Source organism: Blattabacterium cuenoti (assembly GCF_014252315.1).
GTDB lineage: Bacteria > Bacteroidota > Bacteroidia > Flavobacteriales > Blattabacteriaceae > Blattabacterium > Blattabacterium cuenoti_AI.
This window is the reverse complement of record NZ_CP059216.1, coordinates 188,945-210,366: the sequence shown is the minus strand read 5'-3', so window position 1 is coordinate 210,366 and position 21,422 is coordinate 188,945. Positions and strand designations below refer to the sequence as shown.

General features: G+C 20.8%; 24 protein-coding genes and 1 tRNA gene. 16 read left to right on the top strand and 9 right to left on the bottom strand.

Features of this window, described 5'->3' with window-relative positions; all coding sequences use genetic code 11:
* Positions 1-3 precede the first annotated feature (3 nt).
* Genes trpD through trpA form a run of 5 tightly spaced genes read left to right on the top strand, consistent with a single transcriptional unit; the run spans position 4 to position 4,361 of the window.
* Positions 4-996 (top strand): anthranilate phosphoribosyltransferase, encoded by a 993-nt coding sequence (gene trpD, locus H0H39_RS01015; protein WP_185877541.1) that lies wholly within the window; start codon positions 4-6, stop codon positions 994-996.
* The gene (locus H0H39_RS01010) at positions 993-1,793 is read left to right on the top strand and encodes an indole-3-glycerol phosphate synthase TrpC (RefSeq protein ID WP_185877540.1); all 801 of its coding nucleotides are present in this window, start codon (positions 993-995) and stop codon (positions 1,791-1,793) included. Before trpD ends, H0H39_RS01010 begins: the two co-directional genes overlap by 4 nt.
* Entirely contained in the window at positions 1,790-2,404 is a 615-nt protein-coding gene (gene trpF, locus H0H39_RS01005) for a phosphoribosylanthranilate isomerase (protein WP_185877539.1), read from the top strand. The genes H0H39_RS01010 and trpF overlap by 4 nt, the downstream gene beginning before the upstream one ends.
* On the top strand, positions 2,401-3,579 hold the full coding sequence (trpB, locus tag H0H39_RS01000; RefSeq protein WP_185877538.1) for a tryptophan synthase subunit beta: 1,179 nt from the start codon (positions 2,401-2,403) through the stop codon (positions 3,577-3,579). The genes trpF and trpB overlap by 4 nt, the downstream gene beginning before the upstream one ends.
* A complete protein-coding gene (gene trpA / locus H0H39_RS00995; protein ID WP_185877537.1) occupies positions 3,576-4,361 on the top strand; it encodes a tryptophan synthase subunit alpha in 786 nt (261 codons plus the stop codon). The genes trpB and trpA overlap by 4 nt, the downstream gene beginning before the upstream one ends.
* 4 nt (positions 4,362-4,365) lie before the next feature.
* On the opposite strand, the gene H0H39_RS00990 is transcribed toward trpA, so the two are convergent.
* The 5 genes from H0H39_RS00990 to H0H39_RS00975 form a co-directional block, all read right to left on the bottom strand.
* A complete protein-coding gene (locus tag H0H39_RS00990; protein WP_185877536.1) occupies positions 4,366-4,998 on the bottom strand; it encodes a YggS family pyridoxal phosphate-dependent enzyme in 633 nt (210 codons plus the stop codon).
* Positions 4,995-5,138, bottom strand: a complete 144-nt coding sequence (locus tag H0H39_RS02930; RefSeq protein ID WP_238785661.1) for a hypothetical protein — start codon at positions 5,136-5,138, stop codon at positions 4,995-4,997. Before H0H39_RS02930 ends, H0H39_RS00990 begins: the two co-directional genes overlap by 4 nt.
* A gap of 638 nt (positions 5,139-5,776) precedes the next feature.
* Complete coding sequence (locus H0H39_RS02925) at positions 5,777-5,983, bottom strand: hypothetical protein (RefSeq protein WP_238785660.1); 207 nt, start codon at positions 5,981-5,983, stop codon at positions 5,777-5,779.
* 46 nt (positions 5,984-6,029) lie between these two features.
* On the bottom strand, positions 6,030-7,406 hold the full coding sequence (tilS, locus tag H0H39_RS00980) for a tRNA lysidine(34) synthetase TilS (RefSeq protein WP_185877535.1): 1,377 nt from the start codon (positions 7,404-7,406) through the stop codon (positions 6,030-6,032).
* Between the two features lie 10 nt (positions 7,407-7,416).
* On the bottom strand, positions 7,417-7,944 hold the full coding sequence (locus H0H39_RS00975) for a shikimate kinase (RefSeq protein ID WP_185877534.1): 528 nt from the start codon (positions 7,942-7,944) through the stop codon (positions 7,417-7,419).
* Between the two features lie 85 nt (positions 7,945-8,029).
* Between H0H39_RS00975 and H0H39_RS00970 the strand changes: the two genes are divergently transcribed.
* Positions 8,030-8,102: transfer RNA gene (locus H0H39_RS00970), tRNA-Lys, on the top strand.
* A gap of 22 nt (positions 8,103-8,124) precedes the next feature.
* Here H0H39_RS00970 and H0H39_RS00965 read toward each other — a convergent pair.
* Positions 8,125-8,889 (bottom strand): exodeoxyribonuclease III, encoded by a 765-nt coding sequence (locus H0H39_RS00965; RefSeq protein ID WP_185877533.1) that lies wholly within the window; start codon positions 8,887-8,889, stop codon positions 8,125-8,127.
* A gap of 149 nt (positions 8,890-9,038) precedes the next feature.
* On the opposite strand from H0H39_RS00965, the gene hisG reads away from it, so the two are divergent.
* Genes hisG through hisIE form a run of 8 tightly spaced genes read left to right on the top strand, consistent with a single transcriptional unit; the run spans position 9,039 to position 16,252 of the window.
* Complete coding sequence (gene hisG, locus H0H39_RS00960; protein ID WP_185877532.1) at positions 9,039-9,896, top strand: ATP phosphoribosyltransferase; 858 nt, start codon at positions 9,039-9,041, stop codon at positions 9,894-9,896.
* A gap of 3 nt (positions 9,897-9,899) precedes the next feature.
* Entirely contained in the window at positions 9,900-11,198 is a 1,299-nt protein-coding gene (gene hisD / locus H0H39_RS00955) for a histidinol dehydrogenase (protein WP_185877531.1), read from the top strand.
* A gap of 25 nt (positions 11,199-11,223) precedes the next feature.
* The gene (hisC, locus tag H0H39_RS00950) at positions 11,224-12,324 is read left to right on the top strand and encodes a histidinol-phosphate transaminase (RefSeq protein ID WP_185877530.1); all 1,101 of its coding nucleotides are present in this window, start codon (positions 11,224-11,226) and stop codon (positions 12,322-12,324) included.
* A complete protein-coding gene (gene hisB, locus H0H39_RS00945) occupies positions 12,321-13,493 on the top strand; it encodes a bifunctional histidinol-phosphatase/imidazoleglycerol-phosphate dehydratase HisB (protein WP_185877529.1) in 1,173 nt (390 codons plus the stop codon). The genes hisC and hisB overlap by 4 nt, the downstream gene beginning before the upstream one ends.
* Before the next feature lie 16 nt (positions 13,494-13,509).
* A complete protein-coding gene (hisH, locus tag H0H39_RS00940) occupies positions 13,510-14,103 on the top strand; it encodes an imidazole glycerol phosphate synthase subunit HisH (RefSeq protein WP_185877528.1) in 594 nt (197 codons plus the stop codon).
* A gap of 15 nt (positions 14,104-14,118) precedes the next feature.
* Positions 14,119-14,853, top strand: a complete 735-nt coding sequence (locus H0H39_RS00935; protein ID WP_185877527.1) for a 1-(5-phosphoribosyl)-5-[(5-phosphoribosylamino)methylideneamino]imidazole-4-carboxamide isomerase — start codon at positions 14,119-14,121, stop codon at positions 14,851-14,853.
* Between the two features lie 10 nt (positions 14,854-14,863).
* Complete coding sequence (gene hisF, locus H0H39_RS00930) at positions 14,864-15,619, top strand: imidazole glycerol phosphate synthase subunit HisF (protein ID WP_185877526.1); 756 nt, start codon at positions 14,864-14,866, stop codon at positions 15,617-15,619.
* Between the two features lie 18 nt (positions 15,620-15,637).
* On the top strand, positions 15,638-16,252 hold the full coding sequence (gene hisIE, locus H0H39_RS00925; protein ID WP_185877525.1) for a bifunctional phosphoribosyl-AMP cyclohydrolase/phosphoribosyl-ATP diphosphatase HisIE: 615 nt from the start codon (positions 15,638-15,640) through the stop codon (positions 16,250-16,252).
* 172 nt (positions 16,253-16,424) lie between these two features.
* Here the strand turns inward: hisIE and H0H39_RS00920 are convergent, their stop codons facing one another.
* Together H0H39_RS00920 and rsmA are read right to left on the bottom strand one after the other, a co-directional pair.
* Positions 16,425-17,288 (bottom strand): bifunctional 5,10-methylenetetrahydrofolate dehydrogenase/5,10-methenyltetrahydrofolate cyclohydrolase, encoded by an 864-nt coding sequence (locus tag H0H39_RS00920; RefSeq protein ID WP_185877524.1) that lies wholly within the window; start codon positions 17,286-17,288, stop codon positions 16,425-16,427.
* The gene (gene rsmA / locus H0H39_RS00915) at positions 17,281-18,090 is read right to left on the bottom strand and encodes a 16S rRNA (adenine(1518)-N(6)/adenine(1519)-N(6))-dimethyltransferase RsmA (RefSeq protein WP_185877523.1); all 810 of its coding nucleotides are present in this window, start codon (positions 18,088-18,090) and stop codon (positions 17,281-17,283) included. Before rsmA ends, H0H39_RS00920 begins: the two co-directional genes overlap by 8 nt.
* A gap of 63 nt (positions 18,091-18,153) precedes the next feature.
* Between rsmA and serS the strand changes: the two genes are divergently transcribed.
* Together serS and metF are read left to right on the top strand one after the other, a co-directional pair.
* Positions 18,154-19,425: a serine--tRNA ligase gene (serS, locus tag H0H39_RS00910; protein ID WP_185877522.1), complete on the top strand. Its 1,272-nt coding sequence runs from the start codon at positions 18,154-18,156 to the stop codon at positions 19,423-19,425.
* Between the two features lie 10 nt (positions 19,426-19,435).
* Positions 19,436-20,413, top strand: coding sequence for a methylenetetrahydrofolate reductase [NAD(P)H] (gene metF, locus H0H39_RS00905; protein WP_185877521.1), 978 nt, complete (start codon positions 19,436-19,438; stop codon positions 20,411-20,413).
* Here metF and H0H39_RS00900 read toward each other — a convergent pair.
* Positions 20,410-21,393 (bottom strand): pyruvate dehydrogenase complex E1 component subunit beta, encoded by a 984-nt coding sequence (locus H0H39_RS00900; RefSeq protein ID WP_185877520.1) that lies wholly within the window; start codon positions 21,391-21,393, stop codon positions 20,410-20,412. The two genes, metF and H0H39_RS00900, sit on opposite strands and share 4 nt — an antisense overlap.
* Positions 21,394-21,422 lie beyond the last annotated feature (29 nt).

Genomic DNA, 21,422 nt, shown 5'->3' with positions numbered 1-21,422 from the left:
AATATGAGTAAAAAAATATTGGAAAATCTTTTTTTAAAAAAAACATTGACAAAAGATGAATCTAGAAAATTAATTATAGATATGTCGAATGGAAATATAAATGATTATAAAATAATAGCTATAATATCAATTTATAATATGAGAAATCCTACTATAAATGAGATAGTAGGATTTTATCAAGCTATGCGAGAATTATCAATTAATATAGATCTTGAAGAAAAAAATGCAATTGATATAGTTGGAACAGGAGGTGATAAAAATACATTTAATATTTCTACAATAGCGTGTTTTATTGTAGCAGGTGCTGGAGGTAAAGTTATAAAACATGGTAATTATGGCTCTTCATCTATAACAGGGGCATCAAATATATTAAAAGGATTAGGGTTTAAGTTTACTAATAAAAAAAAAAATTTAAAAAATCAATTAAATAAAACTGGAATATGTTATTTACATGCTCCTATTTTTCATCATTTTTTAAAAAAAATATCTATTTATCGAAAAAATTTAGAAGTAAAAACTATTTTTAATTTACTAGGACCAATGTTAAATCCATGCAATCCAAGAAATATTTTATTAGGAGTAAATAATTTAAATGTAGCAAGAATATATCATTATATATATCAATATAAAAAAAATAATTATACTATAATTCATAGTGTAGATGGTTATGATGAAATAACACTTACAAGTAATGTAAAATGTTACACTAATAAGGGAGAAAATTTTTTTTCAGTTAAAGAATTGAATAAAAATAATGTTAATGTAAATATAAAGGATTTAAAAGGAGGAAATAGTATACAGGAAAATATTAAGATATTTTTGGATATTTTATCTGGAAAAGGAACAACAGCTCAAAATGAAATAGTATTAACAAATGCTACATTTGCATTAAATTTAATTAATAATAATGACTTTAAATACAATTATAATAAAGCAAGACATTCTTTAGAAAGTGGAAAAGCAAAAAATGTACTTAAAAAACTATTAAATTTATGATAAATGATATTTTGGAAAAAATTATTTTTTCAAAAAAAAAAGAAATACAAAAAAAAAAAGTTAATAATCCAATAGATAAATTAAAGTATAGTTCTTTTTTTAATAGAAAAACTATTTCTTTAAGAAAGAATATTAAAAAAAATAAATATGGAATAATTGCTGAATTTAAATCAAAATCTCCTTCTAATGGAATTATAAATAATTGTTCGTTTTTAGAAGATGTTGTTAAAGGATATGAACTTTCAAAAGTAAGTGGAATATCTATTCTAACAGATTTTGATTTTTTTTCTGGACATATTAATAATATAAAAAAAATCAGAAATTTAATAAACATACCTATATTAAGAAAAGATTTTATAATTGATGAATATCAAATAATTGAATCTAAATCAATAGGATCAGATGTTATTTTATTAATTGCGTATTTTTTATCTAAAAATGATATTCAAAATTTATCTAATATCGCAAAATCTATTGGATTAGAAGTTATTCTCGAAATACATAAAGAAAATGAAATAGAAAAAATTACTGAAAATATAGATTTTGTAGGTGTAAACAATAGAGATTTAAAATCGTTTAAAGTTATTAAAAATAATTGCGTAGAACTATTTTCAAAAATTCCAAATAAATACATAAAAATAGCAGAAAGTGGTATAAATAGTATAGAATATGTTATTAAACTTAAAAAAATAGGATTTAAAGGTTTTTTAATTGGTGAATATTTTATGAAATCTAAAAATCCAGCAAAAAAATGTAAAATTTTTATGGATTCTTTATATAGAAAAGAACAAAAATGAATTATAAAAATTTAAAAATAAAAATATGTGGAATAAAATATGATGTAAAAGAAATATCAGAATTAAATCCTGATTTTATTGGATTCATTTTTTATTCTAAATCTCCAAGATTTGTTGGTTATAATTTTTTTATACCACTATTAAAAAATAAACCTATTAAAACAGGTATTTTTGTAAATGAAAATCCAAAAAATATTTTTAAAATTTATATTGAAAAAAAATTAGATTATGTTCAATTACATGGAAATGAATCTCCTTATGTATGTGAATTTTTATTCAAAAAAAAAGTAAAAATTATTAAAAGTTTTAAGGTAAATGATTTATTTTCAATGAAAAAAACTTTAAATTATGTGCCTTTTTGTTCTTATTTTTTATTTGATAATAATGGAGGAAGTGGAAAAAAATTTAGATGGGAAAAACTTCAAGAATATAATTTTACAACTCCATTTTTTTTAAGTGGAGGTATTGGTATAAAAGATTTAAAAAAAATAAAAAAATTTTATCATTCAAAAATTTTTGGTATTGATATAAATAGTAAGTTTGAATTATATCCTGGTAAAAAAAATAAACAAATGTTAAAAGAATTTATGAAAAAAATTAGAGAAATATGAAATATTTTGTTAATGATAATGGATTTTATGGAGATTTTGGTGGAGCATTTATCCCAGAAATGTTATACAAAAATATAAAAGAATTACAAAATAATTATAAATCTATTATAAATAGTAAAGAATTTCAAAATTCGTATAAAAAAATATTACATGATTATGTAGGTAGACCTACTCCATTATTATTTTCTAGAAAATATTCTGAAAAATATGGAGCAAATATTTTTTTTAAAAGAGAAGATTTAAATCATACAGGATCACATAAAATTAATAATACAATAGGACAAGCATTACTAGCTACAATATTAGGTAAAAAAAAAATAATAGCAGAAACAGGAGCAGGTCAACATGGAATAGCTGTTGCAACTACCTGTGCATTAATGAATTTAGAATGTATTATTTTCATGGGAGAAACAGATATGAAACGTCAATTATCTAATGTTATTAAAATGAAAACATTAAAAGCAAAAATAATACCTGTTTCTAGCGGTGAAAAAACTTTAAAAGATGCAGTAAATGAATCTATCCGTTATTGGATTAATAATATTAAAAGTTATTATTTAATAGGATCTACTGTAGGCCCTCATCCTTATCCTCAAATGGTTGCTGATTTACAGTCAGTTATAAGTAAAGAAATAAAAATTCAAATAGAAAAAAATGGTTATTTATATCCTAATTATGTAATTTGTTGCATAGGAGGAGGTAGTAATGCAGCAGGTTCTTTTTATCATTTTTTAGATAATAAATTAGTAAAACTTATAGCAGTAGAAGCTGCTGGATTAGGAATTAAAACAAATAAAAATTCTGCATCTATACATTGTGGATCAATAGGAATATTACATGGAAGTATGACTTATATGTTACAAAATATAGATGGACAGGTTTTACCTGCTTATTCTATCTCACCAGGATTAGATTATCCTGGAATAGGACCAATGCATGCAAATTTATTTGTTAAAAAACGTGTAAAATTTATGTGTTCTACAGATAATGAAGCACTAAAAGCAGGATATGAATTAATTAATTTAGAAGGAATACTCCCAGCATTAGAAAGTGCACATGCATTATCTATATTAAAAAAAATATCTTTTAATAAAAATGATGTAGTTGTTATAACTATATCTGGTAGAGGAGATAAAGATATTGATGTTTACAATAAATTTTATAATATAAAATGAAAAACAAAATATACAAATTATTTAAAACAAAAAATAAAAATATATTATGTATTTATTTTACCGCAGGATTTCCTACAATAAATAGTACTACTGAAATAATACGTATATTACAAAATATTAATAATGTAGATTTAATTGAAATAGGAATTCCTTATTCCGATCCATTAGCTGATGGTATAATTATACAAAATAGTAATTATATATCATTAAAAAATGGAATGAACATTTCATTATTATTTTCACAAATAGAAAAAATAAAAAATACTTTAGATAAACCAATTATACTAATGGGATATTTCAATCAATTTTATAAATTTGGATGTGAAAAGTTTTTGAAAAAATGTCATGATATAAATATATCGGGATTAATATTTCCTGATCTTCCAATAGATATTTTCATAAAAAAATATCAAATAATGTTTAAAAAATATTCAGTATCTATGATATTTTTAATAACTCCACAAACAGATATATCTAGAATATCTATGATAAGTAATATAACTGATAGTTTTTTATATTTGGTATCATCCAATTCTACAACGGGAAATAGTATTTCTTTTGGAGAAGAACAAATATCTTTTTTTAAAAAAATTAACCACATATCTTCTTCTGTAAAAAAAGTTCCAAAATTGATTGGATTTGGAATAAATAATAAAAAAACTTATTATTTATCATGTAAATATGCAAATGGTTGTATAATTGGAAGTTCTTTTATTAAATCTATTAAATATAATAAATTAAAAGAAAGTATAGAAAACTATATAAAATCTATTGTTTTTTAAAATATTATTTATTAAATATTATGTTTCCTAAACGTATAATTGTACTTCCATGTTTAATTGCTAATTTAAAATCTCTACTCATTCCCATAGAAAGAACATTATATGAATATTTTTTTTTATGAATATTATATATATTATTTAAATACATAAATTCATTATTTACTTCCTTCATGTTTTTAAACGAGGACATTCCCATTAATCCAATTATTTTTACATTTTTCATTTTTTTACTAAAAAATGCTAATTTATCTGCTTCTTTATCAGAAACTCCGGATTTATTTATTTCATTAGAAATACGTATTTGAATTAGACATTTAATAATTTTATTATATTTAAATCCTATATTATTAATAATTTCTATATGTTTAATTTTTTGAATGCTATGAATTAAATAAATAAAAGGAACTATATATTTTAATTTGTTGCTTTGTATTCTTCCAATCATATGCCAACGAATATCTTTTGGTAGTTTATCGTATTTTTTAATTATTTCTTGAACATAATTTTCTCCAAAATCTCTTTGTCCTATTTGATAAAGATTTTTTATAGATAAAATACTTTGATTTTTTGAAACAACTAATATTTTTACATTTTTTGGAATTAAATTTTTTATATAAATAAAATTTTTTCTTATCATATAAATTTATTTTCAAATTCTTTCATTATGTCAATTAAAAGTTTTATACTGTTTAATGATAAAGCATTATATATACTTGCTATATACCTTCCTATAAATATATGACCATTTAATACTATTATATTTTCTTCTTTACACATTTTATCAAATTTTCTTTATAAATTTTTTTTTCAAATAAATAATTCCTATCTATTTATTTATATAATAATTTAGTTTTAAATTCATTATATTTTTCTATTTTAGATAATACTCCTTTTTTAATTATACATTATAATATTAGCATAGTAAATATAAATAGATAATTCCATTAATTTTTTATGTGTACTCTATAAGACATATAAGATGGAATAATATTTCATGGAATAATATTTCTTTGTATATTTTATAATTATATTTTTTTTAATAATAATTAAAGTCATTTATGATGAACTAATATTTTTTTGTGCAGATGCATAAATTAAACTAAAACGATTAAAGTCTAATTTTCTACTAAAAATGTTTGAAGACATATCACAAATTATTGGTATATTAGTTTTTGGAAAATTTTTTATTTGTGATCCGATAATAGTATTATTAGATGTACAGTGGAAATAATCTACATTATTTGATATATTAATATTTTAATGAAATTTTTATTTTTCCAAATATTTTTACCTCTTTTATAGCTTTACTTTCCCATAATTTTGTATCTAAATAAGAAGATTTTTTATTCATTAAATTATATGTAATCATTGAAAATTGTAATGTAGTACCTGCTTGTAAAAATAATATATAATAATTATCGTAGTCTATATTCTATATTTAAAATAGATCTTATTAAATTTATAGTTTTATCTTTTAGATCTAAAAAATCTATACTTAGATGAGATATTTCTAATAAAGATAATCCAGAATGATTAAAATTTAATATATATTCAGTAGATTTTTTAAAAACTTCATTGGGTAATACAGAAAGTCCTGCATTAAAATTATGCATTTTTATCATAAAAAAATATTTTTATTTTATATTATCTATTTTTTTTATGTGAATATTAACATTTTACAATAAGAATTTCATTGGTTTTTTCATCTATTTTATACCTATTATCTATACAATTTTTTACAATTAAAATAATATCATTATTATTATTTATTAATAACCATGTTTGTTGTTTTTTTAAAAAAGAAAATTTATTATCTTTATAATATTTACTTATTTTCTTTTTTTTATTCATTCCAAATGGATAAAAAAAATCTCCGTGATTCCAAATCCTTAATGATAAAGGAAATTGTATTTTTTTAAAATCTATTAAAAAAAAATTATTTTCATAATATTTTTTATAATTATGATCAAATTTTTTGTAAGAAATAAGATAAAAATCAATTTTTATTGGAATATTAATATTATTTATATTAGAAATATAAAATATTTTATTTTTATTTTCAATTAAATATTTTTTTTTTGTTATAATTAAATTATTTCTATCTTTAAAAATACAATATTCTTTTGAAAATAAATGTTTTCCTGTTTTTGAATATAGTATATTTTTTAAGTTATTAATACTACAAAATCCATATGGATAAAATATTTTAAATAAGTGTAAGTATAAAGGATTTAATTTTTTAATTTTTTCATTATTTATTTTCCATATGAATGGATCAATTTTTTTATATATTGTAATTTCATGATATAAATTATTTATATACTTATCTATAAGTATACTTTCTTCATAAAATATATTCATACTTTTTTTTATTCCTTTATAAAAATTTGGAAAAAAATTTGATATAGATGAACATAATTTTGTACGTATTTTATTTCTTAAATAATAATTATGTTTATTACTTTTATCTATCCTCCATTTAATTTTATTTTTTTTTGCATAAAAAATTATATCTTTTTTTTTTAAATTAAAAAGAGGACGTATAAATCTTTCATTTTTGTTAGGAATTCCTAATAATCCCTTTATACCTGTTCCACGAAAAAAATTAATAAAAAAAGTTTCAATTGAATCATTAAAATGATGTCCTAATGCAATAAAATCGTAAAAATTTTTATTTAATAATTTATTAAACCAATCATATCTTAATTTCCTGGTTATCATTTGTATAGACAATTTATTATTTTTTTTTTTATAATCAATAACATTAAAACTTTTAATACGATATATTATGTTTTTTTTTTCACAAAATTTTTTTATAAAAAATTCATCTTTATCTGAATCAGGTTTTCTTAAATTAAAATTGCAATGAATTACTTCTATATTATTATTGTAAATATTCATTAATATATGAAGTAAAACTATACTATCTATTCCACCACTAACAGCTACTCCTAGTTTATTAATTTTAAATTTATTAAATGAAAAAAAATTTCTAATATTCATCATAACATCATTATCATCATAATTATAATAAATATGTTTCATTATTTTATCATTAATATTTATTCAAATCTAATGAATTTATAATATCCTGTATTATTTCATTTATACATTTATTTTTTATAATAATTTTTTTATAAGATTTTTCATAAAAAAATATTCTTCTTGATAAAGAATTTATAATAAACTTAAATAAACTAACATTATCTAGATTAGATATTAAAGGTCTATTTTTTTTTTCTAAAATTAATCTTTTTAATAAAGTATAACTATCCGATTTTAGATAAATAGTTTTTGAAAATTTGTTTAATAAATAAATATTGTTATAAAAACAGGGACTACCTCCACCAACAGATAAAATCCATTGATTTATATTTTTTTTTAAAAAATTTTTTAGTAAAAAATTTTCCAATTTTCTAAAATATGATTCACCATATATATTAAAAATATTCTCAATTGAATTATTTTTATATTTTATAATAATATCATCCAAATCATAAAATTTATAATTTAATTTTTTAGATAAATTTTTTCCGATAGTAGTTTTTCCACAGCCCATATATCCTATTAAAGTAATTTTCATAAAAAAGATAAAAAATATAGTATATTTGTTATCATAACATAATATTATTTTTAATTTTACAAATTTATTTAGCAAATTAACTATAGACCTGATAGCTCAGCTGGTAGAGCATTACACTTTTAATGTAAGGGTCCTGGGTTCGAATCCCAGTCAGGTCATTATTATAATACATGATAAATATTAATCAATTTCTAAAACAATTGGACAATGATCCGAATATTTTATATTTGATAACATATATGAATTTTTCATTCTTTTTTTTAAAAATTTGCTAACCATAATATAATCAATCCTCCATCCTTTATTATTATTTCTACAATTATATCTATAATTCCACCAACTATAATGACCTCCTGATTTTGTATAATTTCTAAAACTATCTATAAAACTTAGTTTATATATAAAATTATCTATCCAAATTCTTTCATCTGGTAAAAATCCAGAAATTTTTTCATTAGGATTATAAATATCTATATCATTATGACATATATTATAATCTCCACAAATAATCAAATTTTTTATTTTTTTATTTATTTTTTTTATATGAGAAAAAAATTTATCCATAAAAAAAAATTTAAATTCCAATCTATTTTTTATATATGATCCAGAAGGAATATAAACACTAATAACTGATATTTTACTATTTTTTAAATCAATACGCAATATTCTTCCTTCTTTATCTATAATATCTATATCAATTCCATATTTTATATTTATTGGTTTTTCTTTGGTTAATATTCCAACACCACTATATCCTTTTCTTTTTGAAGAATGCCAATAATGATTATATCCTATATGATCAAAAATAGAAGTATTTATTTGATTAGAATAAGCTTTTATTTCTTGTAAACATATAATATCTGGATTATTTTTATTTATCCAATTAACAAATCCCTTATTTATTACAGATCTAATTCCATTTACATTATAACTAATAATTTTCATAATTTTCTATTTAATTTAACAACTTAATAAGTGAATTATAAAATGTTCAAAATTGTTTTTATATTTGCCTAAACCGTAAATTTTTTTAAAAAAAACAAATACATAAAAAGCTTACAAAAGTAAGCTTTTGTTATTTTTTCTCCTAAAATATGGATAAACTTAAAATAGCTATTCAAAAGTCAGGACGTCTTTATGACGACTCAATTAAATTATTGAAAGATTGTAGTATTGAAATTAATATAGGAATAGATAAATTAAAAACAACTGCGCTTAATTTTCCTTTGGAAGTATTATTTTTAAGAGATGATGATATACCTCAATATTTAGAAGATGGAGTAGCTGATATAGGAATTGTAGGAAAAAACGTATTATTAGAAAAAAGAAAAAAAGTAAAAATCAAAGAAACTTTAGGATTTGGAAAATGTAGATTATCTATAGCAGTTCCTAAGTCATTATCTTATAAAAGATTAAATGATTTAAATGGAAAAAGAATTGCCACAAGTTATCCATTTTTAATTAAAGAATTTTTTATAAAAAAAAGTATTAATGCTGATATACATGAAATATCAGGAGCAGTAGAAATTGCTCCTGGAATAGGATTAGCTGATTGCATTTGTGATTTAGTTAGTAGTGGATCCACATTATTTATGAATGGATTAAAAGAAGTAGAAACAATTCTTCAATCTGAAGCTGTATTAGCGTCTAACATTAATTTAATATATTCAAAAAATATAATAATGGATAAATTATTATTTAGGATAAGAGCAGTTAAAAAAGCAAAAAATAATAAATATATTTTACTTAATGTTCCTAATGATAGATTAGAAAAGATAATATCTTATCTTCCTGGAATTAAAAGTCCAGTTATATTGCCATTAGCAAATTCAGAGTGTAGTTCTGTACATTCAGTTGTAAATGAAAATGATTTTTGGGGAATTGTGGAGAATTTAAAATCACTTGGAGCTCAAGATATTTTAGTACTACCAATAGAAAAAATTATACTATAAATAATGATTAAAATATATATTAATCCGTCATTTAATGACGTATTAAAATCTATTTCAGATAATAGATTATTATTAACAGATAACAAAATATTAATACAATCAGTTAATTCTATTATAAATAATGTTAAAAAATATGGAGATGAAGCTTTGAAAAATTACACTAGAAAATATGATCATGTTAACATAGACAATTTTTTGGTTACTGAAAAAGAATTTAATAAATCTGAAAAAAATATATCAAAAGATTTAAAAAAATCTATTAAAATATCATATTACAACATAAAAAAATTTCATAAAAAACAGAAAAAAAAAGAATTAATAATAGAAACTTCTAAAGATGTATTTTGTTGGATTAAAAATGTACCAATAGATAAAATTGGATTATATATACCTGGAGGAAATGCTCCTTTATTATCTACGGTTTTAATGTTGGGTATACCAGGAAAATTATCTGGATGTAAAAATATAATTTTATGTACTCCACCAAATAATAATGGAGAGGTTCATCCTTCTATTTTATATACAGCAAAATTTTTAGGAATAAATAGGATATATAAAGTAGGAGGGGCACAAGCTATTGCAGCTATGGCTTATGGAACTAAAAGTATTCCATCTGTATACAAAATATTTGGTCCAGGAAATTCTTACGTAACTAAAGCTAAACAAATTATTACTCAAAAAACAAATGTATCCATAGATGTTCCTGCAGGTCCTTCTGAAGTTGTTATTATAGCTGATAATATAGCAGATCCTGATTATGTTGTACACGATTTATTATCACAATTAGAACATGATCCAAAAAGTTTTGCTATAATAATTACTACAAATAAAATTGACTGGGTGAAAATGGTTAAAATAAACATAGAACAAAAATATCTTTCTTTGAAAGAAAAAAAAAACATTTTAAATAAATCTATAAAAAATAGTAAAATAATAATTTTACCTTCTTTGAATGATTGTTTTAATTTATCAAATCATATTGCACCAGAACATCTAATTATTAATTGTAATGATGATTTATATTGGAGTAATAAAGTTATAAATGCTGGTTCTGTATTTTTAGGAAATTATTCTCCAGTGAGCGCTGGAGATTATGCAACTGGAACTAATCATGTATTGCCTACTAATGGATTTGCAAAATCTTATAGTGGAGTATCTTTAAATAGTTTTTTAAAAAACATAACATTTCAAAAATTATCTAAAAATGGATTAAAAAATTTATCGTACTGTATTAATTCATTATCTTCAGAAGAAGGATTATTTGCGCATAAAAATTCTGTTAACATTAGAATAAAAGAATAAATCAAATTAATAAAAAATAATTGCTATGTTAAAATTTAATTTATTATCATTGATAAGAAAAAATATTGTAAAATTAAATCCATATAGTTCCGCAAGAATTGAATATAATAATTATGATAATAAAAAAAACAAAGATATTATAACATTTTTAGATGCAAATGAAAATTCATTTGGATCTACTTTATGCGAAAAAAATTTTTATAATAGATATCCTGATCCTTTTCAAAGAAAATTAAAAAATAAAATATCAAAAATAAAAAAAATTTCTACTTCTAATATTTTTTTAGGAAATGGAAGTGATGAAATTATAGATTTAGTATATAGAATATTTTCATATCCAAATATAGATAATTCAATTATATTTCCTCCTACATATGGTATGTACGAAATAATGGGAAAAATTCATGGAGTAGATGTTAGAAGTATTCCTTTAAATAAAGAGGATTATCAAATAAATTTAAATAAATTAGAAAATATTATTGATAAATATAGTAAAATTATATTTATTTGTTCACCAAATAATCCAACAGGAAATGATATAAAAGAAGAATATATAATAAACATTATAAATAGATTTTCTGGTATTGTAATTTTAGATGAAGCATATATAGATTTTTCTAATAAAGAATCTTTTTCTAAAAAAATTGAAAAATATCCTAATCTTGTTATATTACAAACATTATCAAAATCTTGGGGATTAGCCGGAATAAGAATAGGGATAGGAATTGCTTCAAAAGAAATTATTAATTGGATGAATAAAATAAAAAATCCATATAATATAAGTGAAACATCTCAAAAAATAGCACTAAATGCTCTTGAAAATAAAAATTTATTTTTATGTAACTTAAAAAATATTCTTATAGAAAGAAATTATGTGATAAATGAATTTAAAAAAATATCTTATATAAATAAAATATATCCTAGTTCAGCTAATTTTATTCTTATAAAAGTTAAAAATTATTCTAAAAAATTATATAACTATTTGGTTAAAAAAAAAATTATTGTTAGAGATAGATCAAAAATAATATTATGTAATCATTGTTTAAGGATTACAATTGGAACAAAAAAAGAAAATAAGTTTTTAATAAAAAATATTAAAAATTTTTTTAAAAAAATGTATAGATGAAAAAAAAAATACTATTTATAGATAGAGATGGGACTATAATAGAAGAAAGTTCTAATAATTATCAAATAGATTCTATAGAAAAATTAATTTTTTATCCAAGGGTTATATATTTTTTATCAAAAATATCAAGAAAATTAAATTATGATTTAGTAATGGTATCAAATCAAGATGGATTAGGTACTGAAAAATTTCCAGAAAAAAATTTTTTTATTATACATAATCATATTTTAAATATATTAAAATCAGAAGGAATTATTTTTTCTTCTATTCATATAGATAAAACATTTAAAGAAGAAAAATCTGATACTAGAAAACCTGGTATTGCAATGTTAAAATCATATTTAGATAATAAATTTAACTATAATATTACTGATTCATTTGTTATAGGAGATAGGTTAACAGATGTATTATTAGCAAAAAATATAGGATGTAAATCTATATGGATAAGAAAAAAAAATCGTCATTATGAAGATTTTACAGAAGAAGAAAAATATTATTTTTCCAAAATAAATAAAAATGTTATTAATAATGAAATATCTTTAAAAACTGATAATTGGAAGGATATATATAATTATTTATTTAATATTAATAAAAAAAAATATTTAACATATAAACGAAAAACATTAGAAACTAATGTAGAAATTTCTCTTTCTATTTATGGAAGTGGAAAATATAATATTAATACGGGAATTGGTTTTTTTGATCATTTACTTCAACAAATATCAGTTCATAGCCTTATGGATCTTTATATTAATGTTAAAGGAGATCTATATGTAGATGAGCATCATACAATAGAAGATAGCGGAATTTCTTTAGGAGAAATTTTTAACCAATCTTTAAATAAAATAGGAATAGAACGTTATGGATTTTATATGCTTACAATGGATGATTGTTTATCTAAAGTTGTATTAGATTTAGGAGGTAGAGAAAAATTATTATGGAAAACTAAATTTTATAGAGAAAGAATTGGTAATATTCCTACAGAAATGTTTTATCATTTTTTTAAATCTTTTTGTTCATCCGCAAAATGTAATATATATATTTATTCTGTTGGTAAAAATGAACATCATAAAATAGAATCTATTTTTAAATGTTTTGCTAGAGCTATAAAAATGGCAATAAATAAATCTAATGATAATAGAATTTTTAGTTCTAAAGGAATATTATAATTAAAAATTAAAATTTATGAAAATAATTATTATAAAATATCCAACAGTAAATATACAATCAGTTCTTTTTTCATTAGAAAGAATTGGAATAAAAGCAGTAATAACAGATTCTTTAGAATCTATTCAAAATGCAGAAAAAATTATACTTCCTGGTGTTGGTGAAGCTAGTTTTGCAATGAGGTATTTAAGAAAAAAAAAATTAGATATAATTTTACCTAAATTAAAACAACCAGTATTAGGAATATGCTTAGGAATGCAATTGCTTTGTAAATTTTCAGAAGAGAGTAATACCAATTGTATTGGAATTTTTAATCTATTAGTTAAAAAGTTTAATCATACAAATGATAACAAAGTACCTCAAGTTGGATGGAATACAATATATGATTTAAAAGGACCTTTATTTGATAAAATACCTAATAATAGTTATCAATATTTTGTTCATGGATATTATGTTTCATTAGGAAAATATACTATATCTAAAACTAGATATATAATTGATTATAGTTCTGCAATACAAAAAAATAACTTTTTTGCAGTACAATTTCATCCTGAAAAATCTTCTTATGTAGGACATAAAATATTAGAAAATTTTATTAGACTAAAAATATAAAATGTTGTTATAATTATGAAAAACAATTATATAAATAATATTATAATTGCTATAGATATTATAAATGGTAAATGTGTTAGATTGACAAAAGGAGATTTTTCAAAAAAAAAAATTTATAATAATAATCCTTTAGATATAGCTTTATTATTAGAAGATAATGGAATATCAAGGCTTCATTTAGTAGATTTAGATGGAGCTAAAAAAGGTAAAGTAGTACATTGGAAAATATTAGAAAATATAACTAAAAAAACTGATCTAATTGTAGATTTTAGTGGAGGTATTAATAAAGAAAATGATGTAAAAATTGCATTTGAAAATGGCGCTAGTATGGTTTCTATTGGAACTATTGCAGTAAATTATCCTATGTTATTAAAAAAATTAATTAGTATTTATGGAAATGATAAAATAATATTGGGAGCAGATGTAAAAAATTATAATATAGTAACTAGTGGATGGATAAAATATCATGATATACATATTTTAAATTTTTTAAAAGAAAAAATAATTCATGGAATAAAAAATGTATTTTGTACAGATATATCCAAAGATGGATCTTTATCTGGACCATCTTTTACTTTATATGAAAAAATTTTGGAAAAATTTCCTGGTATAAAATTAATTGCTAGTGGAGGTATTAGTAATATAAAAGATATAAAAAAATTGATAGATATGGGTTGTTATGGAGTAATAATAGGTAAATCTTTTTATGAAAAAAAAATATCATTTTCTGATATTAAAAAACTTAATTAAAAAATATAATATGTTAACTAAAAGAATCATACCTTGTTTAGATATAAAAAATGGAAGAACAGTAAAAGGAAGAAAATTTCAATTTTTAAAAGATGCTGGAAATCCAATAGAATTAGTTTGTTGGTATACAAAACAAGGTGCAGATGAAATAGTATTTTTAGATATTACAGCAACAAACGAAAAAAGAAAAATATTGGTTAATTTAGTTAAAAAAATTTCTTATTATATTAATATACCTTTTACTGTTGGAGGAGGAATTAGTAAAGAAGATGATGTAGAAATTTTATTACAATCTGGAGCAGATAAAATATCTGTAAATACTGCAGCTTTTAAAAATCCAAAACTATTAAAAATCCTTTCTAAAAGATTTGGTAGTCAATGTATAGTTTTAGCTATTGATACTAAATACGAAAATGATATATGGTGGGTATATTTAAATGGAGGAAGAATTCCAACTAAAGTTAAAGCTTTAGATTGGGCAAAAATGGGTGAGAGTCTTGGTGCAGGAGAAATATTACTAACTTCTATGAATCATGATGGAACAAAAAATGGATTTGCTTTTGATATTACTAAAAAAATTTCTGAAAAAGTATCTATTCCAGTAATTGCATCAGGAGGAGCTGGTTGTTTAAAAGATTTTTATAATATATTTAAAAATGGAAAAGCTGATGCTGCTTTGGCTGCTAGTATTTTTCATTATAAAGAAATAGAGATTCCAATTTTAAAAAAATATTTAAATAATCATAATATTCCTGTTAGGATATAACATAAATTTTAATAAAAAATGCATAAAAAATTTATATGTAATAATAATAAAATTTGTTTTAATAATGGATTAATTCCTACTATAATTCAAGATATAAAAACAAATGTAGTATTAATGTTAGGATTTATGAATAAAGAAGCTTATAAAAAAAGTATTTTTGAAAAAAAAGTCACTTTTTATAGTAGATCAAAAAATAGATTATGGACAAAAGGAGAAACAAGTGGTAATTATCTTTTCATAAAAAAAATATTAATTGATTGTGATGGAGATTCATTGTTAATAAAAGTAGAACCTAATGGACCAGTATGTCATAAAAATACAGATACATGCTGGAAAGAATCAAATACAAATAATTTCCTTTTATTTTTAGAAAAATTAATATCAAAACGTTTTAAACATGGTGGAAATGAGTCTTATATATATAAATTATCAAAACAAGGAATAAATAGAATATCTCAAAAATTAGGAGAAGAATCTATAGAACTTATTATAGAATCTAAAGATAATAATAATGAATTTTTTTTGAATGAATCTGCAGATCTTTTATTTCATTATTTAATTTTATTACATTATAAAAAATTTTGTATACAAGATATTATTAATATATTGGAAAATAGATATAAAAATTCTTAATTATTTATTTTATTAATTCATACTACTTTATTTTTTAAAAATTGTGTTATTATATAAATATTATTACTTAGTTAATTTTATTATAAAAGTATTAAAAATTAATGTGTTTTTTTATAATTATTATTAAGGAAGATAAATGTCAAATAGAATAGTATATTATATTTTATATTTTTCATCTATTATTTAATGCAGCTTTTAATGTATTTTTTAATAACATAATTCTAGTCATAGGACCAACTCCTCCTGGAACAGGAGTAACAAAAGCTGCTTTTCCATAAACACTTTTAAAATCTACATCTCCAACTATTACTGTTTCGTTAATATTATTAATTCCTACATCAATAATAATTGATCCATTTTTTATCATTTCTCCTGTAACAAATTTTGGAATACCAACTGCAACTACAATAATATCAGCTTTTTTTGTATGATATATTATATTAGGAGTTTTGCTATGAGCAATAGTTACAGTACTATTTCCAATTAAATTATTTCTACTCAATAAAATACTTATAGGTTTTCCTACTATTATACTTCTTCCAATTACAACTGAATGTTTTCCTTTTATTTGGATATTATATTTTTCCAACATAGTTATTATTCCCAAAGCTGTAGCAGGAAAAAAACTATCCATTTCTAAAATCATTTTTCCTATATTTTCTGGATGAAATCCATCAACATCTTTTTTAGGGTCAATAGATGATATTATTTTATTTTTATTTACATGTTTTTCTAATGGTAATTGTATAATAAATCCATCTATCATTGGATTTTTATTCATATTATTAATTTCATTTAATATTTCTTTTTCTGAACTATCTTTAGGAAGATGTATCAATGTATATTTAAATCCAATATTTTTACATTCTTTTATTTTATTATTTACATATTTAATACTAGAATAATTATTTCCTGTTAAAATAATACCTAAATGAGGAAAACGTTTATTTTTTTTTAATATTTTTTCTTTAATATCTTCAACAATTTCTTTTTTTATTTCATTTGCTAATTGATTTCCATTTAATATTTTAGTCATTATTTTTAATTTTTTCTATTGATTTTGCTAGTTGAATAAAATCTTTAACAGATAATTCTTCTGCTCTTTTATTTAAAAATGGTATTTTATAAATACTTGATTTATTATTATCAAATAAGTATAGAGAATTTTTTATTTTTTTTCTTCTTTGACTAAAAGCTTTTTTAACACATTGAAATAAAAAATTTTTTTTTATATCTGTTATTTTATTTTTTTTTCTTTTTAAGTAAATTACAGCTGAATCCACTTTTGATGTAGGATAAAAAACAGTATTTTTTACTGTAAATAAATATTTTACATCAAAAAACATTTGTATTAAAATAGATAGTATTCCATTTTTTTTTCCTTTATTTGAAATAATACGTTCAGCAACTTCTTTTTGAATCATTCCAACACATTCTGGTATATGTTCACTATATTTTATAATATGAAACATTATTCTTGATGAAATATTATATGGAAAATTACCAATTATTGCAAAATTATGTAATAACATTTTTTTTGGATTCCATTTTAGAAAATCTTTGTGTATAATTTTATTATTAGAAATAATAATAAATTTTCTTAAAAAAGAGATTAAATCTTTATCTATTTCTATAAGAATTAGATTATTAATTAATTTTTTTTTATTCATTATTTCTATTAAATATTTAGTTAAAATTCCTAACCCTGGTCCAACTTCTACTACAGTGGAATAATTTTTAAAAGAAAGATTATTTACAATTTTTTTAGCTATATTTTTATCTTTTAAAAAATATTGCCCAAATTTTCTTTTTGGTTTATTTTTGTAAACTAGTTTCATAATACTTAACAAATATAAAAATATTTTATTCTGTATTTTATAATAATAACTTAAATAAAAATAATGTTTCAAATTTCTTTTATAAGAAAAAACAAAGAAATAATATTATCAGGATTAAGAAAACGTAATTTTAGTGAATTACATCTAATTGATGAAATATTATTGTTAGATGATAAAAAGAGAAAAAATCAAAATATTATAAATAAACTTTTAGAAAAAGAAAATATTATTTCTAAAAAAATATCTAAAATTTTATTTAAAGATAAAAATTTATATCATATAGAATTATTGAAAAAAAAATCTACTTTATTAAAAAATAAAAGAAAAGATGTTAATGTTAAATTAAAAAAAATAATTTTTATATTAAGAAAAAAATTAAGTAATATTCCAAATATACCAGATAAAAGTTTAAATATAACATCTAAAAATATTGATATTATTATCCAAAAAGGAAAAACAAAAAATGTAATAAAGGAACCATTACCTCATTGGGAATTATCAAAAAAATTTAATTTATTTGATTTAAAATTAGGATCAAATATATGTGGATCAGGATTTCCTGTATATATAGATAAATGTGCAAAATTACAAAGAAGTTTAATACAATATTTTTTAGATCAAAATGTAAAAGCTTCATATAAAGAATATAATCTTCCTTATATTATAAATGAAAAATCTGGATATTATACCGGACAAATTCCTGATAAAGAAAATCAAATGTATTTTATGGAAAAAGATAATTTATATCTTATTCCTACTGGTGAAATTCCTCTTATGAATTGTTACAGAAATAAAATATTCAAGGATTTTGATCTTCCTATAAAGGCAACTACATACACATCATGTTTTAGAAGAGAATCTGGATCTTATGGGTCTAAAGTAAGAGGATTAAATAGAATACATCAATTTGATAAAGTTGAAATAATTCAAATTACACTACCAATATATTCTTCTAAAAATTTAAATGATATGATTATACATATAAAAAATATTCTAATTTCATTAGAATTACCTTTTCGTATTATACGGTTAAAAGCATCAGATCTTGGGTATTCATCTTCAATAACATATGATTTTGAAGTATATTCTATAGCTCAAAAAAAATGGTTAGAAGTAAGTTCTGTTTCAAATTGCACTGATTTTCAGTCTAATAGATTAAATATTAAGTATAAAAAAAGTAATAATAAAGAAATAGGATATTGTCATACACTTAATGGTAGTTCTTTAGCCTTACCCAGAATTTTGATATCTATATTAGAAAATTATCAAACTAAAGATAAAATTAACATTCCTAAAGTTTTAATTCCTTATACAGGATTTAAAAGTATTAAATAAAAACTTTTTTATGAAAGTTACAGAACATATATCAAAAGCAAAAAAAAGTTTATTTTCATTTGAAATTTTACCTCCAATTAGAGGAAATGATATCAAAGATATTTTTTCAACGTTAGATCCATTAATGGAATTTAATCCTCCTTTTATTGATGTAACTTATCATCGTGAAGAATTTGTATATATAGATAAAGGAAATGGATTATTACAGAGAAAAAAAATATCAAAACGTCCAGGAACAGTAGGAATTTGTTCTGCAATTATGAATAAATATAAAGTAGATGCAGTTCCACATCTTATATGTGGAGGATTTAATAAACAAATGACAGAAAATGCTCTAATAGATTTAAATTTTTTAGGAATAGATAACGTTTTAGTCCTTAGAGGTGATCCTATTAAACATGAAAATAAATTTTTTGCAAAAAAAGATGGGCATAAATATGCTGTAGATCTTGTAAAACAGGTAAAAAATTTAAATTCAGGAATATATATTGATAAAAATTTTATTGATAACAATAATACAAATAAAAAAGAATCACCTATATTTGATTTTTGTATAGGTGTAGCTGGATATCCAGAAAAACATTTAGAAGCTCCAAATATAGAGAGTGATTTATTTTTCTTAAAAAAGAAAGTAGAAGCAGGAGCAAATTATATAGTAACTCAAATGTTTTTTGATAATAAAAAATATTTTTCTTTTGTAGAAAAATGTAGAATAGAAGGAATTTCTGTTCCTATTATTCCTGGAATAAAACCAATATCATCTATACAACATTTGAATAGTTTACCATCTAAATTTTATTTAAGTATTCCAAATGAATTAGTAAAAGAAATTGAAAAAACAAAAAATAAAAAAAATGTTTTCCATATTGGAATAGAATGGTCTATTAATCAATCTAAAGAGCTGAGAAATTCTGGAGTAGAAGTTATACATTATTATACTATGGATAAACCTGAAAATATATATCAAATAGTTCAGTCTATTTTTTAAAAAATGTATAATGTTTCTTTTATAGATTTTATTATTTTCTTTTCATTTGGAAACCATGATTTTATCAATTCAGAAGAATAAGGTGCTGGAGTATCTAATAAAGTTATTCTATTAATAGGAGAATCAAGGTAATCAAAAGCTTTTTTTTGTACAAAAAATGATATTTCAGATGAAATAGAAGAAAACGGCCATGATTCTTCTAATATAACTAGTCTATTAGTTTTTTTTACAGAATCAATAATAGAATTATAATCTAAAGGACGTATAGTTTGAAGATCTATTACTTCTACACTAATATTTTCTTCTTTCTCTAACTTTTTAGAGACTGATAATGCAATTTTCATAATTTTTCCAAAAGAAACTAAACTTACATCTTTTCCTTTTTTTTTAATTTCTGCTTTTCCTATAGGAATAGTATACTCTTTTTCTGGTATCATCATTTTATCTCCATACATTTGTTCAGATTCCATAAAAATTACAGGATTATTATCTCTTATAGAAGATTTTAATAAACCTTTTGCATCATATGGATTACATGGGATAACTACTTTTAATCCAGGACAATTAGCAAACCAATTTTCAAATGATTGAGAATGTGTAGCACCTAATTGTCCTGCAGAGCCTGTAGGCCCTCTAAAAACAATTGGTATATTCCATTGTCCTCCACTCATATATCTTATTTTTGCAGCATTATTAATAATTTGGTCCATGGCCATTAAAGAAAAATTAAATGTCATAAATTCTATAATTGGCCTGCATCCATTCATAGAAGCTCCAATTCCTATACCAGAAAAAGCTAATTCTGATATAGGTGTATCAATAACTCTTTTTGGTCCAAATTCATGTAACATTCCTTTAGATGCTTTATAAGCTCCATTATATTGAGCAACTTCTTCTCCCATTAAAAAAATAGATTTATCAATTCTCATTTCTTCACTCATTGCTTCAGCTATAACTTCTCGAAAAGTTTTTTCTTTCATAACATAATATATTAACAAGTAAAGTAATC

What these genes read in the sequence shown, in the direction of transcription:
- trpD (WP_185877541.1), top strand. Translation starts at nt 4, where the DNA reads ATGAGTAAAAAAATATTGGAAAATCTTTTTTTAAAAAAAACATTGACA.
- H0H39_RS01010 (WP_185877540.1), top strand. Translation starts at nt 993, where the DNA reads ATGATAAATGATATTTTGGAAAAAATTATTTTTTCAAAAAAAAAAGAA.
- trpF (WP_185877539.1), top strand. Translation starts at nt 1,790, where the DNA reads ATGAATTATAAAAATTTAAAAATAAAAATATGTGGAATAAAATATGAT.
- trpB (WP_185877538.1), top strand. Translation starts at nt 2,401, where the DNA reads ATGAAATATTTTGTTAATGATAATGGATTTTATGGAGATTTTGGTGGA.
- trpA (WP_185877537.1), top strand. Translation starts at nt 3,576, where the DNA reads ATGAAAAACAAAATATACAAATTATTTAAAACAAAAAATAAAAATATA.
- H0H39_RS00990 (WP_185877536.1), bottom strand. Translation starts at nt 4,998, where the DNA reads ATGATAAGAAAAAATTTTATTTATATAAAAAATTTAATTCCAAAAAAT.
- H0H39_RS02930 (WP_238785661.1), bottom strand. Translation starts at nt 5,138, where the DNA reads ATGTGTAAAGAAGAAAATATAATAGTATTAAATGGTCATATATTTATA.
- H0H39_RS02925 (WP_238785660.1), bottom strand. Translation starts at nt 5,983, where the DNA reads ATGATAAAAATGCATAATTTTAATGCAGGACTTTCTGTATTACCCAAT.
- tilS (WP_185877535.1), bottom strand. Translation starts at nt 7,406, where the DNA reads ATGAAACATATTTATTATAATTATGATGATAATGATGTTATGATGAAT.
- H0H39_RS00975 (WP_185877534.1), bottom strand. Translation starts at nt 7,944, where the DNA reads ATGAAAATTACTTTAATAGGATATATGGGCTGTGGAAAAACTACTATC.
- H0H39_RS00965 (WP_185877533.1), bottom strand. Translation starts at nt 8,889, where the DNA reads ATGAAAATTATTAGTTATAATGTAAATGGAATTAGATCTGTAATAAAT.
- hisG (WP_185877532.1), top strand. Translation starts at nt 9,039, where the DNA reads ATGGATAAACTTAAAATAGCTATTCAAAAGTCAGGACGTCTTTATGAC.
- hisD (WP_185877531.1), top strand. Translation starts at nt 9,900, where the DNA reads ATGATTAAAATATATATTAATCCGTCATTTAATGACGTATTAAAATCT.
- hisC (WP_185877530.1), top strand. Translation starts at nt 11,224, where the DNA reads ATGTTAAAATTTAATTTATTATCATTGATAAGAAAAAATATTGTAAAA.
- hisB (WP_185877529.1), top strand. Translation starts at nt 12,321, where the DNA reads ATGAAAAAAAAAATACTATTTATAGATAGAGATGGGACTATAATAGAA.
- hisH (WP_185877528.1), top strand. Translation starts at nt 13,510, where the DNA reads ATGAAAATAATTATTATAAAATATCCAACAGTAAATATACAATCAGTT.
- H0H39_RS00935 (WP_185877527.1), top strand. Translation starts at nt 14,119, where the DNA reads ATGAAAAACAATTATATAAATAATATTATAATTGCTATAGATATTATA.
- hisF (WP_185877526.1), top strand. Translation starts at nt 14,864, where the DNA reads ATGTTAACTAAAAGAATCATACCTTGTTTAGATATAAAAAATGGAAGA.
- hisIE (WP_185877525.1), top strand. Translation starts at nt 15,638, where the DNA reads ATGCATAAAAAATTTATATGTAATAATAATAAAATTTGTTTTAATAAT.
- H0H39_RS00920 (WP_185877524.1), bottom strand. Translation starts at nt 17,288, where the DNA reads ATGACTAAAATATTAAATGGAAATCAATTAGCAAATGAAATAAAAAAA.
- rsmA (WP_185877523.1), bottom strand. Translation starts at nt 18,090, where the DNA reads ATGAAACTAGTTTACAAAAATAAACCAAAAAGAAAATTTGGGCAATAT.
- serS (WP_185877522.1), top strand. Translation starts at nt 18,154, where the DNA reads ATGTTTCAAATTTCTTTTATAAGAAAAAACAAAGAAATAATATTATCA.
- metF (WP_185877521.1), top strand. Translation starts at nt 19,436, where the DNA reads ATGAAAGTTACAGAACATATATCAAAAGCAAAAAAAAGTTTATTTTCA.
- H0H39_RS00900 (WP_185877520.1), bottom strand. Translation starts at nt 21,393, where the DNA reads ATGAAAGAAAAAACTTTTCGAGAAGTTATAGCTGAAGCAATGAGTGAA.